This is a genomic window from Streptomyces sp. NPDC001410 (assembly GCF_042895235.1).
Classification (GTDB): Bacteria; Actinomycetota; Actinomycetes; order Streptomycetales; family Streptomycetaceae; genus Streptomyces.
In genome coordinates this window covers 458,494-474,362 of sequence record NZ_JBIAWE010000007.1, presented here as the reverse complement: position 1 = coordinate 474,362, position 15,869 = coordinate 458,494, and the positions used below count along the sequence as shown (strand labels likewise).

4 protein-coding genes and 3 pseudogenes are annotated in these 15,869 nt (G+C 73.5%); 1 reads left to right on the top strand and 6 read right to left on the bottom strand.

Annotation, left to right across the window (positions count from 1 at the left end):
• Together ACFY3C_RS18360 and ACFY3C_RS18355 are read right to left on the bottom strand one after the other, a co-directional pair.
• Positions 1–399, bottom strand: a pseudogene (locus ACFY3C_RS18360) (LytR family transcriptional regulator); the annotation flags it as partial.
• Positions 400–495: 96 nt separating this feature from the next.
• Positions 496–1,595 (bottom strand): annotated as a pseudogene (locus tag ACFY3C_RS18355) (HAD-IC family P-type ATPase); the annotation flags it as partial.
• 2 nt (positions 1,596–1,597) lie between these two features.
• Here ACFY3C_RS18355 and ACFY3C_RS18350 point away from each other — a divergent pair.
• A pseudogene (locus ACFY3C_RS18350) lies at positions 1,598–2,185 on the top strand (alkaline phosphatase); the annotation flags it as partial.
• A gap of 36 nt (positions 2,186–2,221) precedes the next feature.
• On the opposite strand, the gene ACFY3C_RS18345 reads toward ACFY3C_RS18350, so the two are convergent.
• From ACFY3C_RS18345 to ACFY3C_RS18330, 4 genes are read right to left on the bottom strand one after another with little or no spacing between them, the layout of a single operon-like run.
• Positions 2,222–4,606: an ATP-binding protein gene (locus ACFY3C_RS18345; protein WP_390771451.1), complete on the bottom strand. Its 2,385-nt coding sequence runs from the start codon at positions 4,604–4,606 to the stop codon at positions 2,222–2,224.
• The gene (locus tag ACFY3C_RS18340; RefSeq protein ID WP_386573106.1) at positions 4,603–7,824 is read right to left on the bottom strand and encodes a hypothetical protein; all 3,222 of its coding nucleotides are present in this window, start codon (positions 7,822–7,824) and stop codon (positions 4,603–4,605) included. The genes ACFY3C_RS18345 and ACFY3C_RS18340 overlap by 4 nt, the downstream gene beginning before the upstream one ends.
• Complete coding sequence (locus tag ACFY3C_RS18335) at positions 7,821–11,516, bottom strand: AAA domain-containing protein (protein WP_390771450.1); 3,696 nt, start codon at positions 11,514–11,516, stop codon at positions 7,821–7,823. The genes ACFY3C_RS18340 and ACFY3C_RS18335 overlap by 4 nt, the downstream gene beginning before the upstream one ends.
• Positions 11,517–11,555: 39 nt before the next feature.
• Positions 11,556–15,863, bottom strand: a complete 4,308-nt coding sequence (locus ACFY3C_RS18330; RefSeq protein ID WP_390771449.1) for an AAA family ATPase — start codon at positions 15,861–15,863, stop codon at positions 11,556–11,558.
• Positions 15,864–15,869: the final 6 nt, after the last annotated feature.

The following is a 15,869-nucleotide window of genomic DNA, read 5'->3' as shown; positions in this document are numbered from 1 at the left end:
CATCACCAGAATGTTGATCGGCGTACGACCGAACGCATCGGCCTTCTCCGTACCACCCTTGCCGTCCAGCGACACACTCCGGATGTTGCCGTTCAGGTGCTGGTAGAACCACCAACCCGCGCCGGCGGTGACCACGACGAGGACGGACAGGCATATCGCGAGGATCTTCAGCACCCGTTTGCCGCGCCCTGCCGGGCGGGCCCGGCGTCGTGAACGCGTGGTGCCGTGCGAACGCCTGCTGTCATGCGACCGTGAGCTGCCGTGCGAGCGGGATGCGGCGCGGGCCGCGGCCCGGCCGCCCGGGCGCGGGCCGTCGGGCTCGCCCGTGCGCTGTCCGGGCACCCGGGCGCTGCGGCTGCGCGTGGCCTGGCCACCCCGGCCGTCCCACGGCTCGCTCATCTACCCACTCCCACGACGGTCGGGCCCATCACCTTGGTTGCGTGATTGCGCAATCTAACAAACCCCTGGCCCGAGCAGCACAGATCCACACACAATTCACAGGTGAGGCACCCCGCGGGCCGGCTGGAGCCTGCGCGCGGCGCGGGAGCCGGCCGCCAGGAGACCGGCGGCGTACACGGCCAGGACGGCGACGAGCAGGACGTAGTACAGCACCGGGAGGCCGGTCAGGCCGAGCACCGGGCCGAGCGGTGACGGTGGAAGCGCCAGGCCGATGGCGGCGAGGGCGAGCGCGGCCCAGGTGACGGGGCCCGGTCTGCGACGGCCGGCGGTGTGGCGGCCGGCCCGGAGCAGCACCATGACCAGGGACTGGGTGAGGAGGTTCTCGGTGAACCATCCTGAGTGGAACACCGCCTCGTCGTCCCCGGTCCCCGGCCCGTGCAGGGCGAGCGCGAGGACGGCGAAGGTGGCGAGGTCGGCGACCGCGTTGAGCGTGCCGAAGCCGGTGATGAAGCGCAGCAGGTCGCGCGGGCGCAGTCCCGTCGGCCGGCGTGGCACCGAGGGGTGCGGGCGGTCGTGGGCGAAGGCGAGCTGGGCGGCGTCGAAGCACAGGTTCTGGGTGAGGACCTGCGCCGGGAGCATCGGCAGGAAGGGCAGGAGCAGGCCGGCGGAGAGCATCGCGATCACGTTGCCGAGGTTGGAGGAGAGCGTGATGCGCAGGTAGGTGGCGATGTTGCCGCCCGCGTGCCGGCGCGCGGCGATGGCGTGGTCGAGCGCGGTGAGGTCCTTCCCGGCGAGTACGACGTCAGCGCCCTCGCGCGTCACGTCGGCGGCGGTGCGCGGGGCGATGCCGACGTCGGCGGCGCGCAGCGCGGGGAGGTCGTTGACGCCGTCGCCGAGGAAGCCGACGGTGTGTCCGGCGCGGTGCGCAGGGCCCGGGTGATCCGGGCCTTGTGGTCCGGGGTGCAGCGGGCGAAGACGGTCGTACGGCGGGCGAGGGCGCACAGTTCGGCGTCCGTGAGCGTGTCGGTGCGGCCGGCGTCGGCAATCGCGCCCTCGGTGACGGGGATGCCGAGGTCGCGGCAGGCGCGGGCGGCGGTGCCGGGGTGGTCGCCGGTGAGGATCTTCACGGCGACACCGCGGTCGGTGAGGTTCTTCAGCGCGTCAGCAGCGGTGGGCGCGAGCGCGTCGCGCCGCGTTGGCCACGGGCAACGTGCCCGTCGAGTGGACCGGCAAGGCGGCCGCCGTCGGCGGCACCGACGCGCAGCGCTGCGTGACCTCCAACCCCAACCGCCCGGCCACCACCCCGAGCCTCGCCGACTCCGCCACGAAGGCCATCCAGCTGCTGGAGGCCAAGCAGAAGGCCAAGCACTCGAACCAGGGCTTCTTCCTGCAGGTCGAGGGCGCCTCGATCGACAAGCAGGACCACGCGGCCGACCCGTGCGGCCAGATCGGTGAGACCGCCGCCTTCGACCGCGCGGTCAAGGTGGCCCGCGCCTACGCCACCAAGCACCCCGACACCCTGGTCGTCACCACCGCCGACCACGGCCACACCAGCCAGATCGTCCCGCTGGAGGCCACCCCGCCCGGCCTGTCCTCCACGCTCGTCACCAACGAGGGCCAGCAGCTGAAGGTCAACTACTCGACCAACACCCCGGGCCAGTCCCAGGAGCACACCGGCACCCAGGTCCGCATCGCCGCCCAGGGCCCGCAGGCGTTCCGCGTCCTCGGCGTCACCGACCAGACCGACCTGTTCACCACCATCCGCGAAGCCCTGCGCCTGCGCTGAACCCCCTGACCGATGGGCTGAGCGGGATCCCTCCGCTCAGCCCATCGGCACTATCAGGCGGAAGTGGGCGCCCTTCAGGACCGGGTGGCCGTGCGAGCGCGAGGCCAGGAGGACGTCTCCGTCCACCGCCTCGGCGATGCGCCGGGCGCGGTGGAGACCGTCTCCCCGGTCCTTGCTCTTGGTCGAGCGGCCCGCACGGAAGACCAGGTCCTCCCGGCCCACCGGGTAGGTGATGCCCGGGCCGCTGTCCTTGACGTCGACCAGCCATTCGTCCCCGGACGGCTCGACCTGGATCGCGACGCGCCCGGTGTCCGAACCGGCCAGCGCCTCCCCCGCGTTCGCCAGCAGCTCGTACAACAGCACCTGCGCGGCACGCGTGCTGATCCGGGCCACGGCCGCGGCCGGAGCGCCGATCTCCACCTGCGGACCGGGGAACGCCTGCTGCCACATGCCGGCCATCTCGCGCAGCAGCGGGACCAGGTCCGTGGTGCCCTCGACGCGCTGTCGGTCCACCGGGTTCTCGGCGGTCTGCGCCGCCAGCTCGGCCAGCCGGGTGTCCAGGTCGGCGGCGGGAGCGGAGTCGGACAGGGCCGCCATGTAGTCGTCGTACGCGGGGCTGAGGCCGTGCCGCCGGGCCTCCCACTGGCGTACGGCGTGGCCGTCGTCCTCGGGCGCGGCGTCCTGCGGGAGAGCCGCCCAGTCCCGCAGAGCCGCGTCCAGCCGCTGGTGCGCCTGGTCGCCGAGGACGGCCAGGACTCCGCAGCGGCGGAACCGGACTCGGTCGGCGGAGGCATCCTCGGCCGACCGGAGCCGCACGAGCCCGGCCATGGCGGCCCTGACCGCCTCGGCGTCGGGGATCACGTCGGCCGCGTACTGCGCCTCCGTCAGAAGCTCCTCCGCCGTGACCTCCTCGCCGGGCGGTGCCGCCGCGAGCGCGGCCCAGAACGCGATCCGCGCGACGAGGGACGGGCCGAGCGGCCTGAGCACCGTGTCCTCGACGGCCGCCGTGAACGGCCGGTCCTGACGCCACTGGGGCAGCCACCGCCGGCCGCCGCCGGCCCGGCCGTGGCGCTCGGCCAGGGCCTGCAGGAAGAGGTGGAGCAGCGCGGGGTCCCAGCCGGTCGCGTACGCGAGCGCGTCGGCGACGGTGATGCCGCCGAGGCCGGTCAGGTCGAGGATCCAGCGAAGGGTCAGCCACCTCGTGGACTCGTCCGGTCCGAGCAGCTCGTCGAGTTCGTCCGGTGTACGGCCCGTGAACGCGGCCAGTGGCCACTGGGGTCCCAGCACCCGCAGCAGTGCCGTGGAGCGTCCGGTGCGCAGGGTGGCCAGCTGCAGCAGTGCCCGCAGACCGAGCACCGCGCACCCGCCGCGGCCCGCCGATGCCTGCAGGGCCGGGCCCACGGCCACGAACGGGGGAACCTTCTCCATCCCCTCGGGCTCCCGGGTCTCGGGCCCGCCGATGAACAGGTCCAGGTTGCCGAGGGGCCTGAAGCGCGCGATCTCCGGATCGGCGAACGCCCGCGACACGGTGGTGAGATATCCGCCCGTGACCTCGTCGGGCCTGACGTCCTCGGCGTCGTCCCGGTTCAGGAAGCAGTTGAGCGCCGTGGCGAAGCGCTGGGCCGTGTCGAAGCCGCCGTCGGCCAGGGAGGCGTACGCCTCGACCAGCTGCCGGGCCGAGCCGTCGGCCGGTGCCCAGGCGGCGTAGCGCGCCTGCCGCTGCTGCTGGACCGGATCGAGGTGCCATTCGAGGAGCTGTTCCGGGGACACCCCCGGCATCCAGGCGGGCAGGGCGGGCACCCGCTCCGGGCCGGAGCTGCGCGTGCCGTCGTCGATCTCCCGGGCCGCGGCCCGCAGCAGCCCCGCGTCGATCAGCGCGCGGCTCGACTCCGCCCCCGCGGCGTCGACCGTGCCCGCGGCCTGCCGCTCCCTCAGCCGCTCATGCAGCTCCTCCTGCTCGTCCCGCAGCCTCTGCCCAAAATCGGCTTCGGCCTGTTCGAGCAGGGGCAGCGTCTCGGGCCAGGAGACGACGCACCGCCTCTCCAGCTCCGCCAGGTCCAGGTCGGGCAGGGGCAGGTCCGCCTCCAGGGCCTGCTTCTGCACGGCGGCCCAGCGGGAGTCGAGTTCCCCGAGCAGCTCCTGCCGGCGGGCCGTGACGGCCTGCAGGCGACGGGAGAGCTGGGCCTGGTCCGGCAACGGGCCGTTCTCCAGGAGGTACTCGGCGGCCTCCACCTCCCCCTCCCGCAGCAGGCTCTCGAAGACCGCCTGCTCGTCCTCGTCCTCGGCGATGCCGCGCAGCACGGCATCGGTGAGGGTGTCGTCGTCCAGCCGCTCCGGCCTGCGCAGCTCCACCGCCAGCCGGCCGTAGCAAAAGCGCCCCGGCCAGCGGCCCAGCAGTTCGATCACGGGGTCGTCGGTCATGCGTGCACCCTTGCCCACTCGGCCACCGGCTTCAGGCGCTCCAGCAGCGCCAGCGGGGGATGGCGATACGGCGGTTGAAGGACGTCGGCCTCGCTGAACAGCCCGTCCCAGGCCTGGGCCGTCAGCACGGCGAACCTCCGGAAGTGGCCCAGGACCGGTTCACCGGCCTCGGCCCGGCTCACGGCGCCGACGGACAGCCGGCGCGCCTCCAGTACCAGCTGCTCTATTCGGTTGAGGTGCGACATCTGTTTGCGCCACTGGATGGGTTCCTCCCCGGCTGCGGCGACCAGCCGGTCGACGTGGCGGCGGACGTCGGTGGGCAGGTCGGGGCCCAGCCCGGGGCGGAGCGGGGGCTCCGTGGTCGCCGCCTCGATGCGGGTGAGGATGCCGTCCGCGGCGAACATGCCGTCGTGCCAAGCCTGTCCCGCGTCGAAGTTGAAGCGGCCGCGGCGCCGCCGGATCTCGTCGATTTTGTGGCCCAGCGCGGCCCAGCGCTCCTCCGCCTCGGCGGCGGTCAGGGCCGTGGCCAGCTCCGCGGTGAACGCGTCCAGCGGCAGGCCGCGCCCTTCGGGCAGGCCCAGTTCGCGGACGGCGTCGGCCAGTTCACGCCAGCGGGGCGACAGGGTCTCGCCGTACAGGTCGACCACCTGGCCGCCCGAGGAGCCGCCCCACAGCAGCGTCTCGGCGAGCCCGCCGACGGCCGCGACCGCCTGGTCGTCCTCGTTCTCGACCTCCAGGGCGGCGAGCTCCAGCGCCTCGCCGACCGGGCCGAACTCCAGCGGCAGCGCCGCCGTGCACACGGCCGCCGTCAGCCGCTCGCCGTTGTTCGGCAGCAGGCGCCCGACCAGCGCGGCCTCGAAGAAGGCGGACCGGCTCCAGGCGTCCCTGACCAGCCACCGGCACCAGCGCCGGCGGTGCACGGACGGCACCCGGTCGCCCAGGCGCAACAGCGTGGCGGCGGCGCGGCGCAGATCGGTGGCGGAGACCTTGCGCTCCTCCCAGACCTCCAGGACCCGCCAGGGGTCGTCGAGGTCGCGCAGGATGTCCGTGAGCGCCTCGCCGTACCGGCCCTCGGCGTCGGCCTGACGCGCCGTCACCAGGGCGCCGTACGCGGCGGTCGCGCCGTCGGTGACCGGCGGGGCGGGTGCGGCGGGCTCCTGCTGCCGCGGTGCGGGGTCCGGGTCCTGCTCGACGCCCAGCCGGGAGAGCAGGTCGGTCACCAGCCGGGAGCCGTGCACCCGTACCCCGAGCTGGCTGGGGGTGCCGGTGCCCTCCGCCCGGGGGGAGACCCGCCCCAGCGGGGCGAAGCTGCCGAGCTGCAGGGTGTCGTCACGGGCCACCAGCCGCACCCCGGAGCGCCGCCGGTGCACGGTGATGCCCCGGGTTCCCTCGACGACCTTGGTGAACGCCTTTACGGCGTCGGCGTCCCGGCCCGGGGAGGGCTGCACCAGGTGCACCGCGACGCCCCTGTCGGCGCACTCCCGCAGGGCTCCGGCGACGCGTTCGGTGGCGGCCCGGGCGCTGATGCGGTCGTCGGCGAGGACCAGCCGCTCGGTGGCGCCGTGCAGCGCCTGCCACAGGTAGTCCTGGTGGGCGCCGTCCTCCACCAGTTCCACGCTCGGCGCCTCGTCCGTGGCCTGCCGGACGGCGTCGGCGAGCGCGGCCTGGTGCTCGTGCCAGCTCGCCGCCCAGATCCGCCTCATCTCGGGGGTGTCGTCGGCGGGCCCCGGCGGCAGCGGCGTCTCGGCGATCTCGGCGCCGAGCGGCTCGACGTCGTCGGCCGCGGGGAACTCGTCCTGGTGGGTGAGGACCTGCAGCCGCTCCTGGCCGGAGAACCCGGTCCGGCGGACCCACAGCAGCAGGTCCGCGACGCACGCGGGCAGTTCGGGACCATACTTCGACGGCTCGATCAGCAGTCCCGTCAGCTGGCCGTCGGAACCGCTCACCAGGTCGAGCGGGCTGTGGGCGCTGACGTAGGCGCGCACGTTGTCCTGGATCACGACGCAGGCCGCGGTGCGCACGCTCGCGGCGGACAGCAGCACCCGCCCCGGGTACTTGGCCGCCAGCTCGCTGAGCGCGGTGCGCACCTCGGGGGCGAGCGAGTCGCCGATCGTGCGTCCCCAGGAGAAGACGAGCCGGACCTTGCGCTTGAGCGCGTCATGCAGCTCGGGCAGCAGGGCTTTCAGGGTGGAGTAGCGGATCGACGGGGAGACGATGACGACCTGCTTGTCCGCCTCGGCCAGCAGTTCCTTCAGCGCCCACTCGTGGCCCTGGGAGTTCTCGATCGGCTCCAGATCCGCGCGTGCCTGGAGCAGTCCCCGCAGCCGCTGCTGGATCTGGCGTCCGACGTCCTCCAGCTTCTGCTGCGCCTGCCCGGTGTGGGGGGCCTCGACCCGCGGCAGCTTCTCGACCTCGGTCGCGAGCCGGGTCAGAAGCTGCGGGACGCCCTCGGGTTCGAGCAGGACCCGGCTCGCCCTCCCGCGCAGCGCCTGCACCAGGCCGCTGTCCGGCTGTTCGTCGCCGAGCCGGGCGAAGTACTCCTGGAAGCGGGCCTCGGCACGGGCGCTCCAGAACCGCTTGCCCGGGTCGGCGACGGACACGGTCAGCCGCCCGCTGTCGTCGTCGGCCCGGACCAGGACCCCGACGGTGTACCAGCGGATCTCCTGGGGTGGCTGGAGCAGCGGGTTGCCGAAGCTGACGTTGAGGATGCGACGCCGGAAGCCGGCCCCACCGCCGTACCGGGTGGCCGCGCGGACCGCGGCCAACAAGTCGCGCGGCGGCAGGTCCGAGGCCTTCAGCCCGTGGTCCACGGGGGCGCGCAGGGCCCCCGGCGGCGACTTGGCCGTGCCCTCCCGCTCCGCGAAGAAGCTGCCGGTGATCGGCTCGAAGAGGTACGACCGGCTCTCCTGCACCCCGTTCTCCTCGGCCGCCGCGGAGCCCGCTTCGATGCTGTCGCGGCCTCCGTCGCTCAGTTCGAGGTCGCCGCTCTCCAGGTCGATGGAGACCAGCCCGCGCGCCCACAGCGAGGTCACCACGTCGAGCACGACCCGGTACGGCAGGACGAACAGGTCGGCCAGGTCCTGCACCTTGGTCAGCCCGGTGCCGATGGCCTTGGTGACGAGGGTCTCCAGGGTGGTCTCGCCGTCCTCCGGGCCGACCTGCATCTTGAGGGTCAGCATGCGGCACGGCAGCGCCAGTTGGACCAGGTCGTTGATCACGGCCGCCCCACTTCGTCGGCGGAGACGACGGTGCCGTAGTGACGCAGCACCTTGGCGACCGTCGCCCAGTGCTCACCGCCGTAGGTGGCGAAGTGCTGCAGGTCGCCCACGACGACGAGCAGCCGCTTGGCCCGTGACATCAGCACGTTGATCAGCTCGCGCCGACCCACGTGGCCCACGTTCCGCTCGATGCCGCCGCTCGGGTCGGCGGTGCTGCGCACCAGGGACACGATGACCCGGTCGGCCTCCCGGCCCTGGAAGGAGTGCACGGTGTACTCGCGGCCGCGCAGCGAGTCCCGGCCGCCGAGCAGGTCCAACTGGGCCTTGTAGGGCGTGAGTACGGCGAGGCTGCCGTCGTCGTCGAGGCGGTCGGGAGGCGCGGAGGCCGGCTGCATCCACTGGGCGATCCGGTCCACCAGGTCCACCTCCCCCATGTTGCGCCAGCGGGGTTCGTCGCCGAATCCCTCGCAGCCGCTGGTGTCGACCCAGACGAGCGACCTGCCGCGCAGGAAGTTCGGGGCGGTCAGGTCGTGCGGCTTGTACCGATCGGTCTCCAGGAAGCTGACAGGCAGCCCGTTCTCCTCGCGCGGCGGGACGCGGGGGTAGAAGGCCCTGCTGACCGGTTCGGCGATGGTCTTGTCCATGCGGAACTGCTTCTCGATACGGCCCACGGCCGAGTCCATCTGCTGGTAGTCGCGTTCGGTCTTGTCCGCGAAGATCTGCTCGAACAGCCGCAGGGCGTTGAGGTGGTCGTCCTTCTGCTCGTACTCGAGGGCCACCAGGGGGTCCTTGTGGCCCCGCAGCGAGTCGAGGAAGGCCTCCAGTTCCTCCCCGCGGTGCGGCCCGAGCTGCAGGTGGTCGCCGATGAGGGTCCAGCGCACCCCGAGGACCAGCGGGACGATGATCTCGGTCGACCACGCCTTGGCGGCCTCCTCCACGATCACCCAGTCGAACAGGTCTCTCGGATCCCAGCGGCCGTCGTTGATGGTCGCGGCGATGGAGCAGGTGGCGAGGACCACACTGGCCCCGCTGCGGATCCGCTCGCTGAGTTCGAGCTGGTTGGAGGTGATGTGCTGCAGCCACTGCTCCGCCAGGTCCCGGCGCGCCTCCTCCAGCGGGGGCAGGTTCGGCAGGTCGATCCACCAGCGGTTCCCCAGCTCGACCAGCTCGCGCGGGTACGGGGCGTCGGCGTAGGGCGGGTGCTCGTAGGACTTGCGGGCGAGCCTGGCCCTGAGCAACCGGGTCGAGGCGTCCTGCACCGACCGGGTCAGGTGGGTGAGCGTGTGGGAGCGCACCAACTCGTCCCGTACCTCGTCCTCCTTCTCCGCGGGCGTCTCGCGCAGGATGAGGGTGCGCGGGCCCTGCTGCTGGATGAGCTTGCGCGCCAGGCCGTCGAGGGTGTGGTTGGACTGCGAGGTGACCAGGATCCGGGCCCCCTGCTCCACGGCCAGGTTGCGGCGTACGGCGGCGGCCGTGAGGGTCGACTTGCCGGAGCCGGGCGGTCCCTGCAGGGCGAAGAGCGGGTGGGTGCCGAGCATCCGCTCGATGAGCTTGCGGGAGGTGGGGCCGAAGTCGACCTCGCCCTCCAGCGGATGGGGGTCGATCCAGCGGCCGCGCCCCAGGTCGAACGAGAACGGCGCGCGCAGTGACTCGATGAGCAGCGGCTGCGCCCTCAGCAGGGCCAGTCCGCGTTCCTGCCGGTCGAGTTGGGGGCCGCTGCCGCCGTCGTCGACGTGCCGGATCCAGCCCGTCTTGGGGATGCTGCCCCCGCCCTGCACGGTGACCCTGATCGTCTGGGGGTCGACGTACTCCTGGAAGACCGCGGTGACCCCCGAGCCGCCGAAGTACGGCTCGCGGGTGGAGCCGCGGCGCACCACGTTCAGCAGGGTGGCCTTGCCCTCGCGTTCGCCGTCGAGCCCGGTGAAGAAGTCCCCGAACCGCGGCCGGCGCCGCTCGTCGAGCGCGTAGGCGGCCAGCATCGGGCTGGCGTGCCGGCGTTCGGCGTCCGCTTCCTCGTCGAACTCGATGGTCACCGTGCCTTGTTGGTGGCCGGTCTCGACCTTGCGGAACGGGTAGGACCGGGCTTGGAGCACCACCCGCTGATAGCTGAGGAGGAACTGCAGCGAGCGCAGGTACATCTCGTTGAGCGTGTCGCTGCCGGCGTGCCCGTTCACCTCTTCCTGCAGGTCCGTCCACGAGCGCCTGCCCTCGACGACCTTGGACATGTCCTGTCCGGGCCGGAAGGGGATCAGTTCGAGCCGGCTCTCGATCTTGCGTCTGCGCTTGGCCGTCACCAGCTCCATGGTGATGTCCTTGTCGCGCAGGTACTTGATGACCAGGACCTGTTCGAAGTGCTTGCGCGTGTTCGTCATGGGGACGGGGTCGTACAGGACGGCGCAGAACCAGACGGCGCGCTGCCCGATCAGCACCCACTGGGCTTCCTTGAGCCGGTCCTCCGGTCCGGTGGCGTACCCCAGGGCCCCGCGCTCCGAGTGGACCAGTTCGGCCTCCTCCAGTTCCCGCTCCAGGAAGAACCGCAGTTCCTCCCGGCCGGCCGGAGTGGCCGGGGAGTGCCGGATCCACTGCCGTTCCTCGTAGAGCATCTGCACGCTCTCGTCCGGCATGAAGGCGACCAGCCGGGGTGTCTTGTCCTCCGGCCCGGCCCAGTGGGCCTGGATCTGCTGCCAGTTCTCGTCCAGGTGCTTCGCCGCGGTGTACGCGGTCCAGCGGCTGTCCGGGTGGGGCTCCATCATGCGGCGCAGCGCCTGGGCCAGGGCCTCGGGCAGTCTGGCGGTGGTGAGGTGGGAGACCATGGCCCGCTGCAGCCGGGCAAGCGCGGCCTTGCGGTCCGCCGGGCCGGCCTGCTTCACCTCCGCGTACGGTTCGGGCAGGACGTCGGGGATGCGGCCGCAGAACCACTCCCAGGCCGTGGCCCCCAGCCCGTAGACGTCGGTGCTCACCCAGTCCCGGCGCACGCTGGTGTGCTCGTCGAACAGGTAGGAGTGCAACTCCGGTGCGAGGAAGGCGAGATGGCGCTCGGGGTCGATGCCGGCGGGGGCCGTGTAGAACTGGCGGACCTCGGCCACCGTGTCGGGGCTGCTGCCCGCGCCCACGGTCCGGATGACGTTCCCCATCAGGGTGCTCATCTCGAACCGCGACAGGACGATCTCGACCTTGTCCGGGTCCCAGACGTCGATCACATGCGTGTTGAGCGAGGCCGCGGTGAGGTTGCGGTGGATGATGCCCGCCGAGTGCAACTCGTTGAGGGCGTCCAGCAGCTTGCTGAAGTGCTCCAGCGCCCTGCGCGGGGCGCGCCGGGCCCAGGCGACGGTGTGGTCGATGTTGATCGGTTTGCCGCGTTCCCGGGTGAGCGTGAAGGCGATGTCCTCGTTCGGGACGAACTTGCCCATGGCGATCTGCGGCAGTGCGGGGTGGTTGAGCGCTCCGACCCGGAGCAGGTTGCGGGCGGTGTGCTCCCATAACTCCCCGGCCAGGCCGGTGATCTGGAGAAAGATCGTGAGCTGGTAGGCGTCGTGCCCGTGGGTCTCGGTGCGGCGGTTCAGGGTCGCCCGCACCAGGCGTTCCGGTACCACGATCTCCGGATCCCCGACCAGCGTGTAGCCCCCGAACTGAGCCTCGTCACGGCAGAAGAGCCGGTCGATCAGTTCCTTGCACTGTGCGACGTTCTTCAATGCGCCCGTCCCCCTCGACGTACCTCGCACCAGACATTCTCAGGCGACACCCGACGGCCTGTCAGCTCGTTCGCCGAACACCACATGGCTCAATCCCGTGTCCTCCTCGCCGGGTTCGTCGGCCCACGCGCTCGGGTCGAGGCCGAGGACCACGATCCCGTCCTGGGTCCCCACCGCGACCTGGCCCTCGCCCAGTGCGGTCAGGGCGTGGCAGCGCAGTCCCAGCCGTACGGTGTGCAGCAGCCGGGTGCCGGTGCGGTCCCACACCCGCAGCTCGCCCTCGCGGCTCACGGTGACCAGCGCGCGGTGCCCGGCCGTGGGGCCGCGGACCACCGCCGGCGCGGCCAGCCGCCCCGTGTGCCCGGGGAACAGCGGGTTCCAGTGCCCGTCCGGTGAGGCCGACCACCAGACGTGGTGGCCGCCCTCACCGGTGACGGCCAGGGCGGTCGTCGCGCCGTACGGGATCGCGGTCAGCGCCGTGAACGGCCCGGGCAGCCCCGTGTCGGCGGCCCCCAGCAGGGTTCCGGTGCGCGCGTCCCACCAGCACAGCCCGCCGGACTCGGTGAGCCCGGCGAAGGCCTGCTGTCCGTCGGCGAGCCTGAGCCCGGCCAGGAACTGCACCGGCCCGCCACCCGGCGCCGGCCCGGCCGGTACGGCCGCCTCGATCCGCTCCGCCGCGTCGGCGACGCCGCCGATCCGGACGCTTCCGTCGGTGTGGGCCGTGGCCAGCAGCCAGCCGCCCGCGGTGTCCTCCAGGGACGCCATGGCGACGACGGGGCCGCCCGGGTCCGGCGCGGTGCGGCGGGCGCCGTCGGCCGCGCCGAAGCGGGCGACACCGCCGTCGGCGTACGCCACGCACAGCAGGCCGCCGTCGGCCGGGTCGACGGCCTCGGCCAGGGCGCGGACCGGGGACGGCGGCGGCGCGGGCTGCCCGACCGCGCTCCCGGCCCGCGGACCCCACAGCCGTACGGTCCCGTCCTGACCCGCCGTCGCCAAGACCACCCCGTCCTGCGGATCCATGTACGCCGTGACCGCGTGCACCGGACCCTCATGCCCCGCGAGCCGGCCCAACTCCCGCTCGTCCCGCGGGTCCCACAGCCGCACGGTCCCGTCCCGACCCGCCGTCGCCAGCACCACCCCGTCCTCCGGATCCGTGTACGCCGTCACCGCGTGCACCGGACCCTCATGCCCCGCGAGCCGGCCCAACTCCCGCCCGTCCCGCGGGTCCCACAGCCGCACGGTCCCGTCCCGACCCGCCGTCGCCAGCACCACCCCGTCCTGCGGATCGGTGTACGTCGTCACCGCGTGCACGCCGGTGTCGTGGGCCCGCCACTCGCGCTCGAAACGGCGGCGGTCCAGCCGCCACACCAGGACCCAGCCCTTGCCGTCGGCCGTGACGAGCCGCTCGCGTCGTGGCCCGGGACCGGGCAGCGTGTAGACGGTTATGCCGTGCACCGGGCCACGGTGGCCGGTGCGGTGGTGCCGGTCCTCCCGCTCCTCGGCCGGGTCGAACAGCCAGAGCCGGCCCTGGAGATCGCCGATCGCCAGTTTTCCCGCGAACGGCGCCATGGCCCGTACGGCGTCCCCGAGCAGCGAGTACTCCGTGTTCGCCGGGCGTCCGGTCAGCACGTCCCAGAGCCGCAGCGTCCGGTCGTCCCCGGCGGCGGCGAGCCAGTCCTTGCCGCTCGGTCCGCACAGCGGGGCGAGCACCCACTGGGATCCGTCCTGGGGTCCGCCGCGCAGCGCGGGCGCCGTTTCGAGGCCGGTGCTCAGGTCCCAGGCCCGCACCACCCCGGCGTCCCCGGCGCCGACCAGCAGCTGCCGCCCGTCCGTGCGCCGGGCTAGCACCCGCAGGGACCGCATCGGGACGTGCAGGTCGGCGAGGGTCACGTGCGGGGCGTGCGGCTGCAGCGCGGCCCAGCGCACGGTCCAGGGCGCGGCGGGACCGTCGTAGTCCTGGGCGGGCGGGGCCGGGGCGGCGCCCGTGGTCCGCCAGGTGCCGAGTTCGCGCAGTCCTCTGCGGTCGCCCGGGCCCGCGGTCACGGCCAGGTGCACCAGGGCCAGGGCCCCGGTGACCGCCGGGGGCAGCGCGCCGAGCCCGGCGCCGGACCGCAGCGCGGCGCCGGCCAGCGCCGCCGGGTCGAGATGGTCGAGCACCCCGGGGTGGTCGGCCAGCACCCGCCATCCTCTGGGGCCCGCCTCGGCGGCGTGCGCGGAGAGATGGCGCAGCAGGTAGGGGTGCGGCCGGGGCAGGGCCGTCATCCGCTCGTCCTTCGTCGCGGCGAGGCGGGTCAGGGCGGTGACGACGGCGAGCCGGTCGTCTCGCGCCCGGGCGGTGTCCTGCGTGGCGTCGTCCTGTCGGTCGCCGGTCTGTCCGTCGCCGGCCTGCGTGTCGTCGCCGAGGAGGAAGTCGCGGAAGGTGCGGTGCGCCAGGCGGTAGACGGCCTGTCCGTCCTCGGCGTCGAGCATGATGTAAGGCGCCGCCGCCTGCGCCACGGCCTCCAGGAGCCCGGCGTCGACGGGGGTGTCGCTCAGCGCCGAGGCGACGGTGGCCCAGATCCGCTCGGCCCGCGGAAGCCCGTGGCCCTGCGCGAAGGCCAGCGCGCGCAGCACGGCCGTACTGCCCGGCAGCGCGACCTGCAGGCGCCGGACGACGGCGGCGAACAGCCGTCGGTGGTCCTTGCCGAGCAGGTCGGCCAGGTCCGCCCGTCTGCTGTCCAGCAGCAGCGACGGGTCGGCGATGATCTCGTGCACGGCCAGCGTGGCGTAGAGAAAGTCGCGCTCCGCGCCCGCCTGCGGTGCCACGACGAGGACGCCGACGCGCTGCACGGCCGCCTCCAGGTCGATGTCCAGGTGCTGGAACGCGGCGCGTTCGGCGCGCAGGACCTCGCGCACGTAGATGGCGAGATCCTGCGGATCCGGGCGCAGGCGCAGGGTGTTCGCCGCGTCGCACCCCAGCCCGTCGAGCAGGTCCTCGGTGACGGCACGCGGTACGTCGAGGCTGTCCGCGGACGACGGCCGGGTGCCGGCCACCACCCGTACGCCGGGCAGCGCGCCGAGCAGGCGCAGCAGGTCGGCGAGCCGGTTCGGGTCGGCGGACGCGTCCAGCCCGTCGGCGAACAGGGTCCGGCGCCGCCGACCGCCGGACCGGACGGCGTCCAGGAGGGCGCGTATGCGTTCGTCGTCGCCCGCCGTGTCGGGCGGGGCCGGTACGGCGAACACCTGGGCCAGCTGGCCGACGACCTGCCGGACCGAGGCGCCGGTGAGGTTCAGGAAGGTGTCCGCGCGGGGCAGCGGGACGCCCACGGGCCACGGCTCGTGCCGGGGTGCGTCACCGGCGGTGGCCGGCTCCGCGGACCGGCCGGTCCGTAACAGGATGTGGCCAAGCAGCGCGGACTTGCCGCAGCCGGGCGGTCCGGTGACCGCCAGCAGGCCGTGGTCGGCGGCCGCCAGCCAGTCGGCGATCCGGCTGCGCTCCTCGGTCCGGCCGACGAAGAACCATGACAGCTCGCCGGTGGGGGCGTCCGCCTCGACCGGGGTACGCGGCGGCGGCACCACGGCCTCGGCCGGGGCCGATCCGGCCGGCTCCGGGGACGGCAGGAGTTCCCCGCGCGGCCGGGCGTAGTCCTCCAGCGTCATGATCACGGGCCGGCCCGCCGGGTTCCGGCGGGCCACCTGCTCGTCTCCTTCGAGCAGGCACAGCACCCGGCCCGGCGACAGCAGGTCCTGGATGCGCTGCGCCAGGTCCCTGAGCCGGATGTGGCTGTAGTTGTCGGAGAACTCGGCCAGCACCCGGGTGAGCACCTCGCGGAAGGAGGCCACGTACCCGCTGCCCTGGTCCGCGCCCGAGCCGATGAGCAGCAGGCGGACGGCGGCGCGCCGCTGGAGGACGTACGCCAGCAGCTTCTCGACGAACCGGGCGGCACCGCAGGCCTCGACGACCACGACCGCCCAGCGGTCCTCGACCGCCCGGCGCCGGAAGTTGTCCACGAGGTGCTTGCCCAGCTCCTCGGGCGTGACGGAGTCGTCCTCACCGTCGGTGCCGGCGCCGCGCACGGCGAGCAGGGCGTCGTCCTGGTTGGACTCGCCATGGCCGAACCACAGCAGCATGGAGTTGCGCGGCGGGCGTGCCGAGGACCATTCCCGCAGCCGGACCTGAGCGGCGCCCAGGGTGCGGTCCTCACCCTTCCAGGCCCGGTACTCACCGCCCCAGTCGCTCAGCAGCCGGGCCACGGCGTCCGCTTCGGCCACGACCTCGTGGACCTCGGCGAACCGGTCGCCGTCGACATAGCTGTCCATCGGCACCGTGACGACGGCGAAGCCCTCGTCCTCTGCGTCCCCGTCCATGCGGCC

What these genes read in the sequence shown, in the direction of transcription:
- ACFY3C_RS18345 (WP_390771451.1), bottom strand. Translation starts at nt 4,606, where the DNA reads ATGACCGACGACCCCGTGATCGAACTGCTGGGCCGCTGGCCGGGGCGC.
- ACFY3C_RS18330 (WP_390771449.1), bottom strand. Translation starts at nt 15,863, where the DNA reads ATGGACGGGGACGCAGAGGACGAGGGCTTCGCCGTCGTCACGGTGCCG.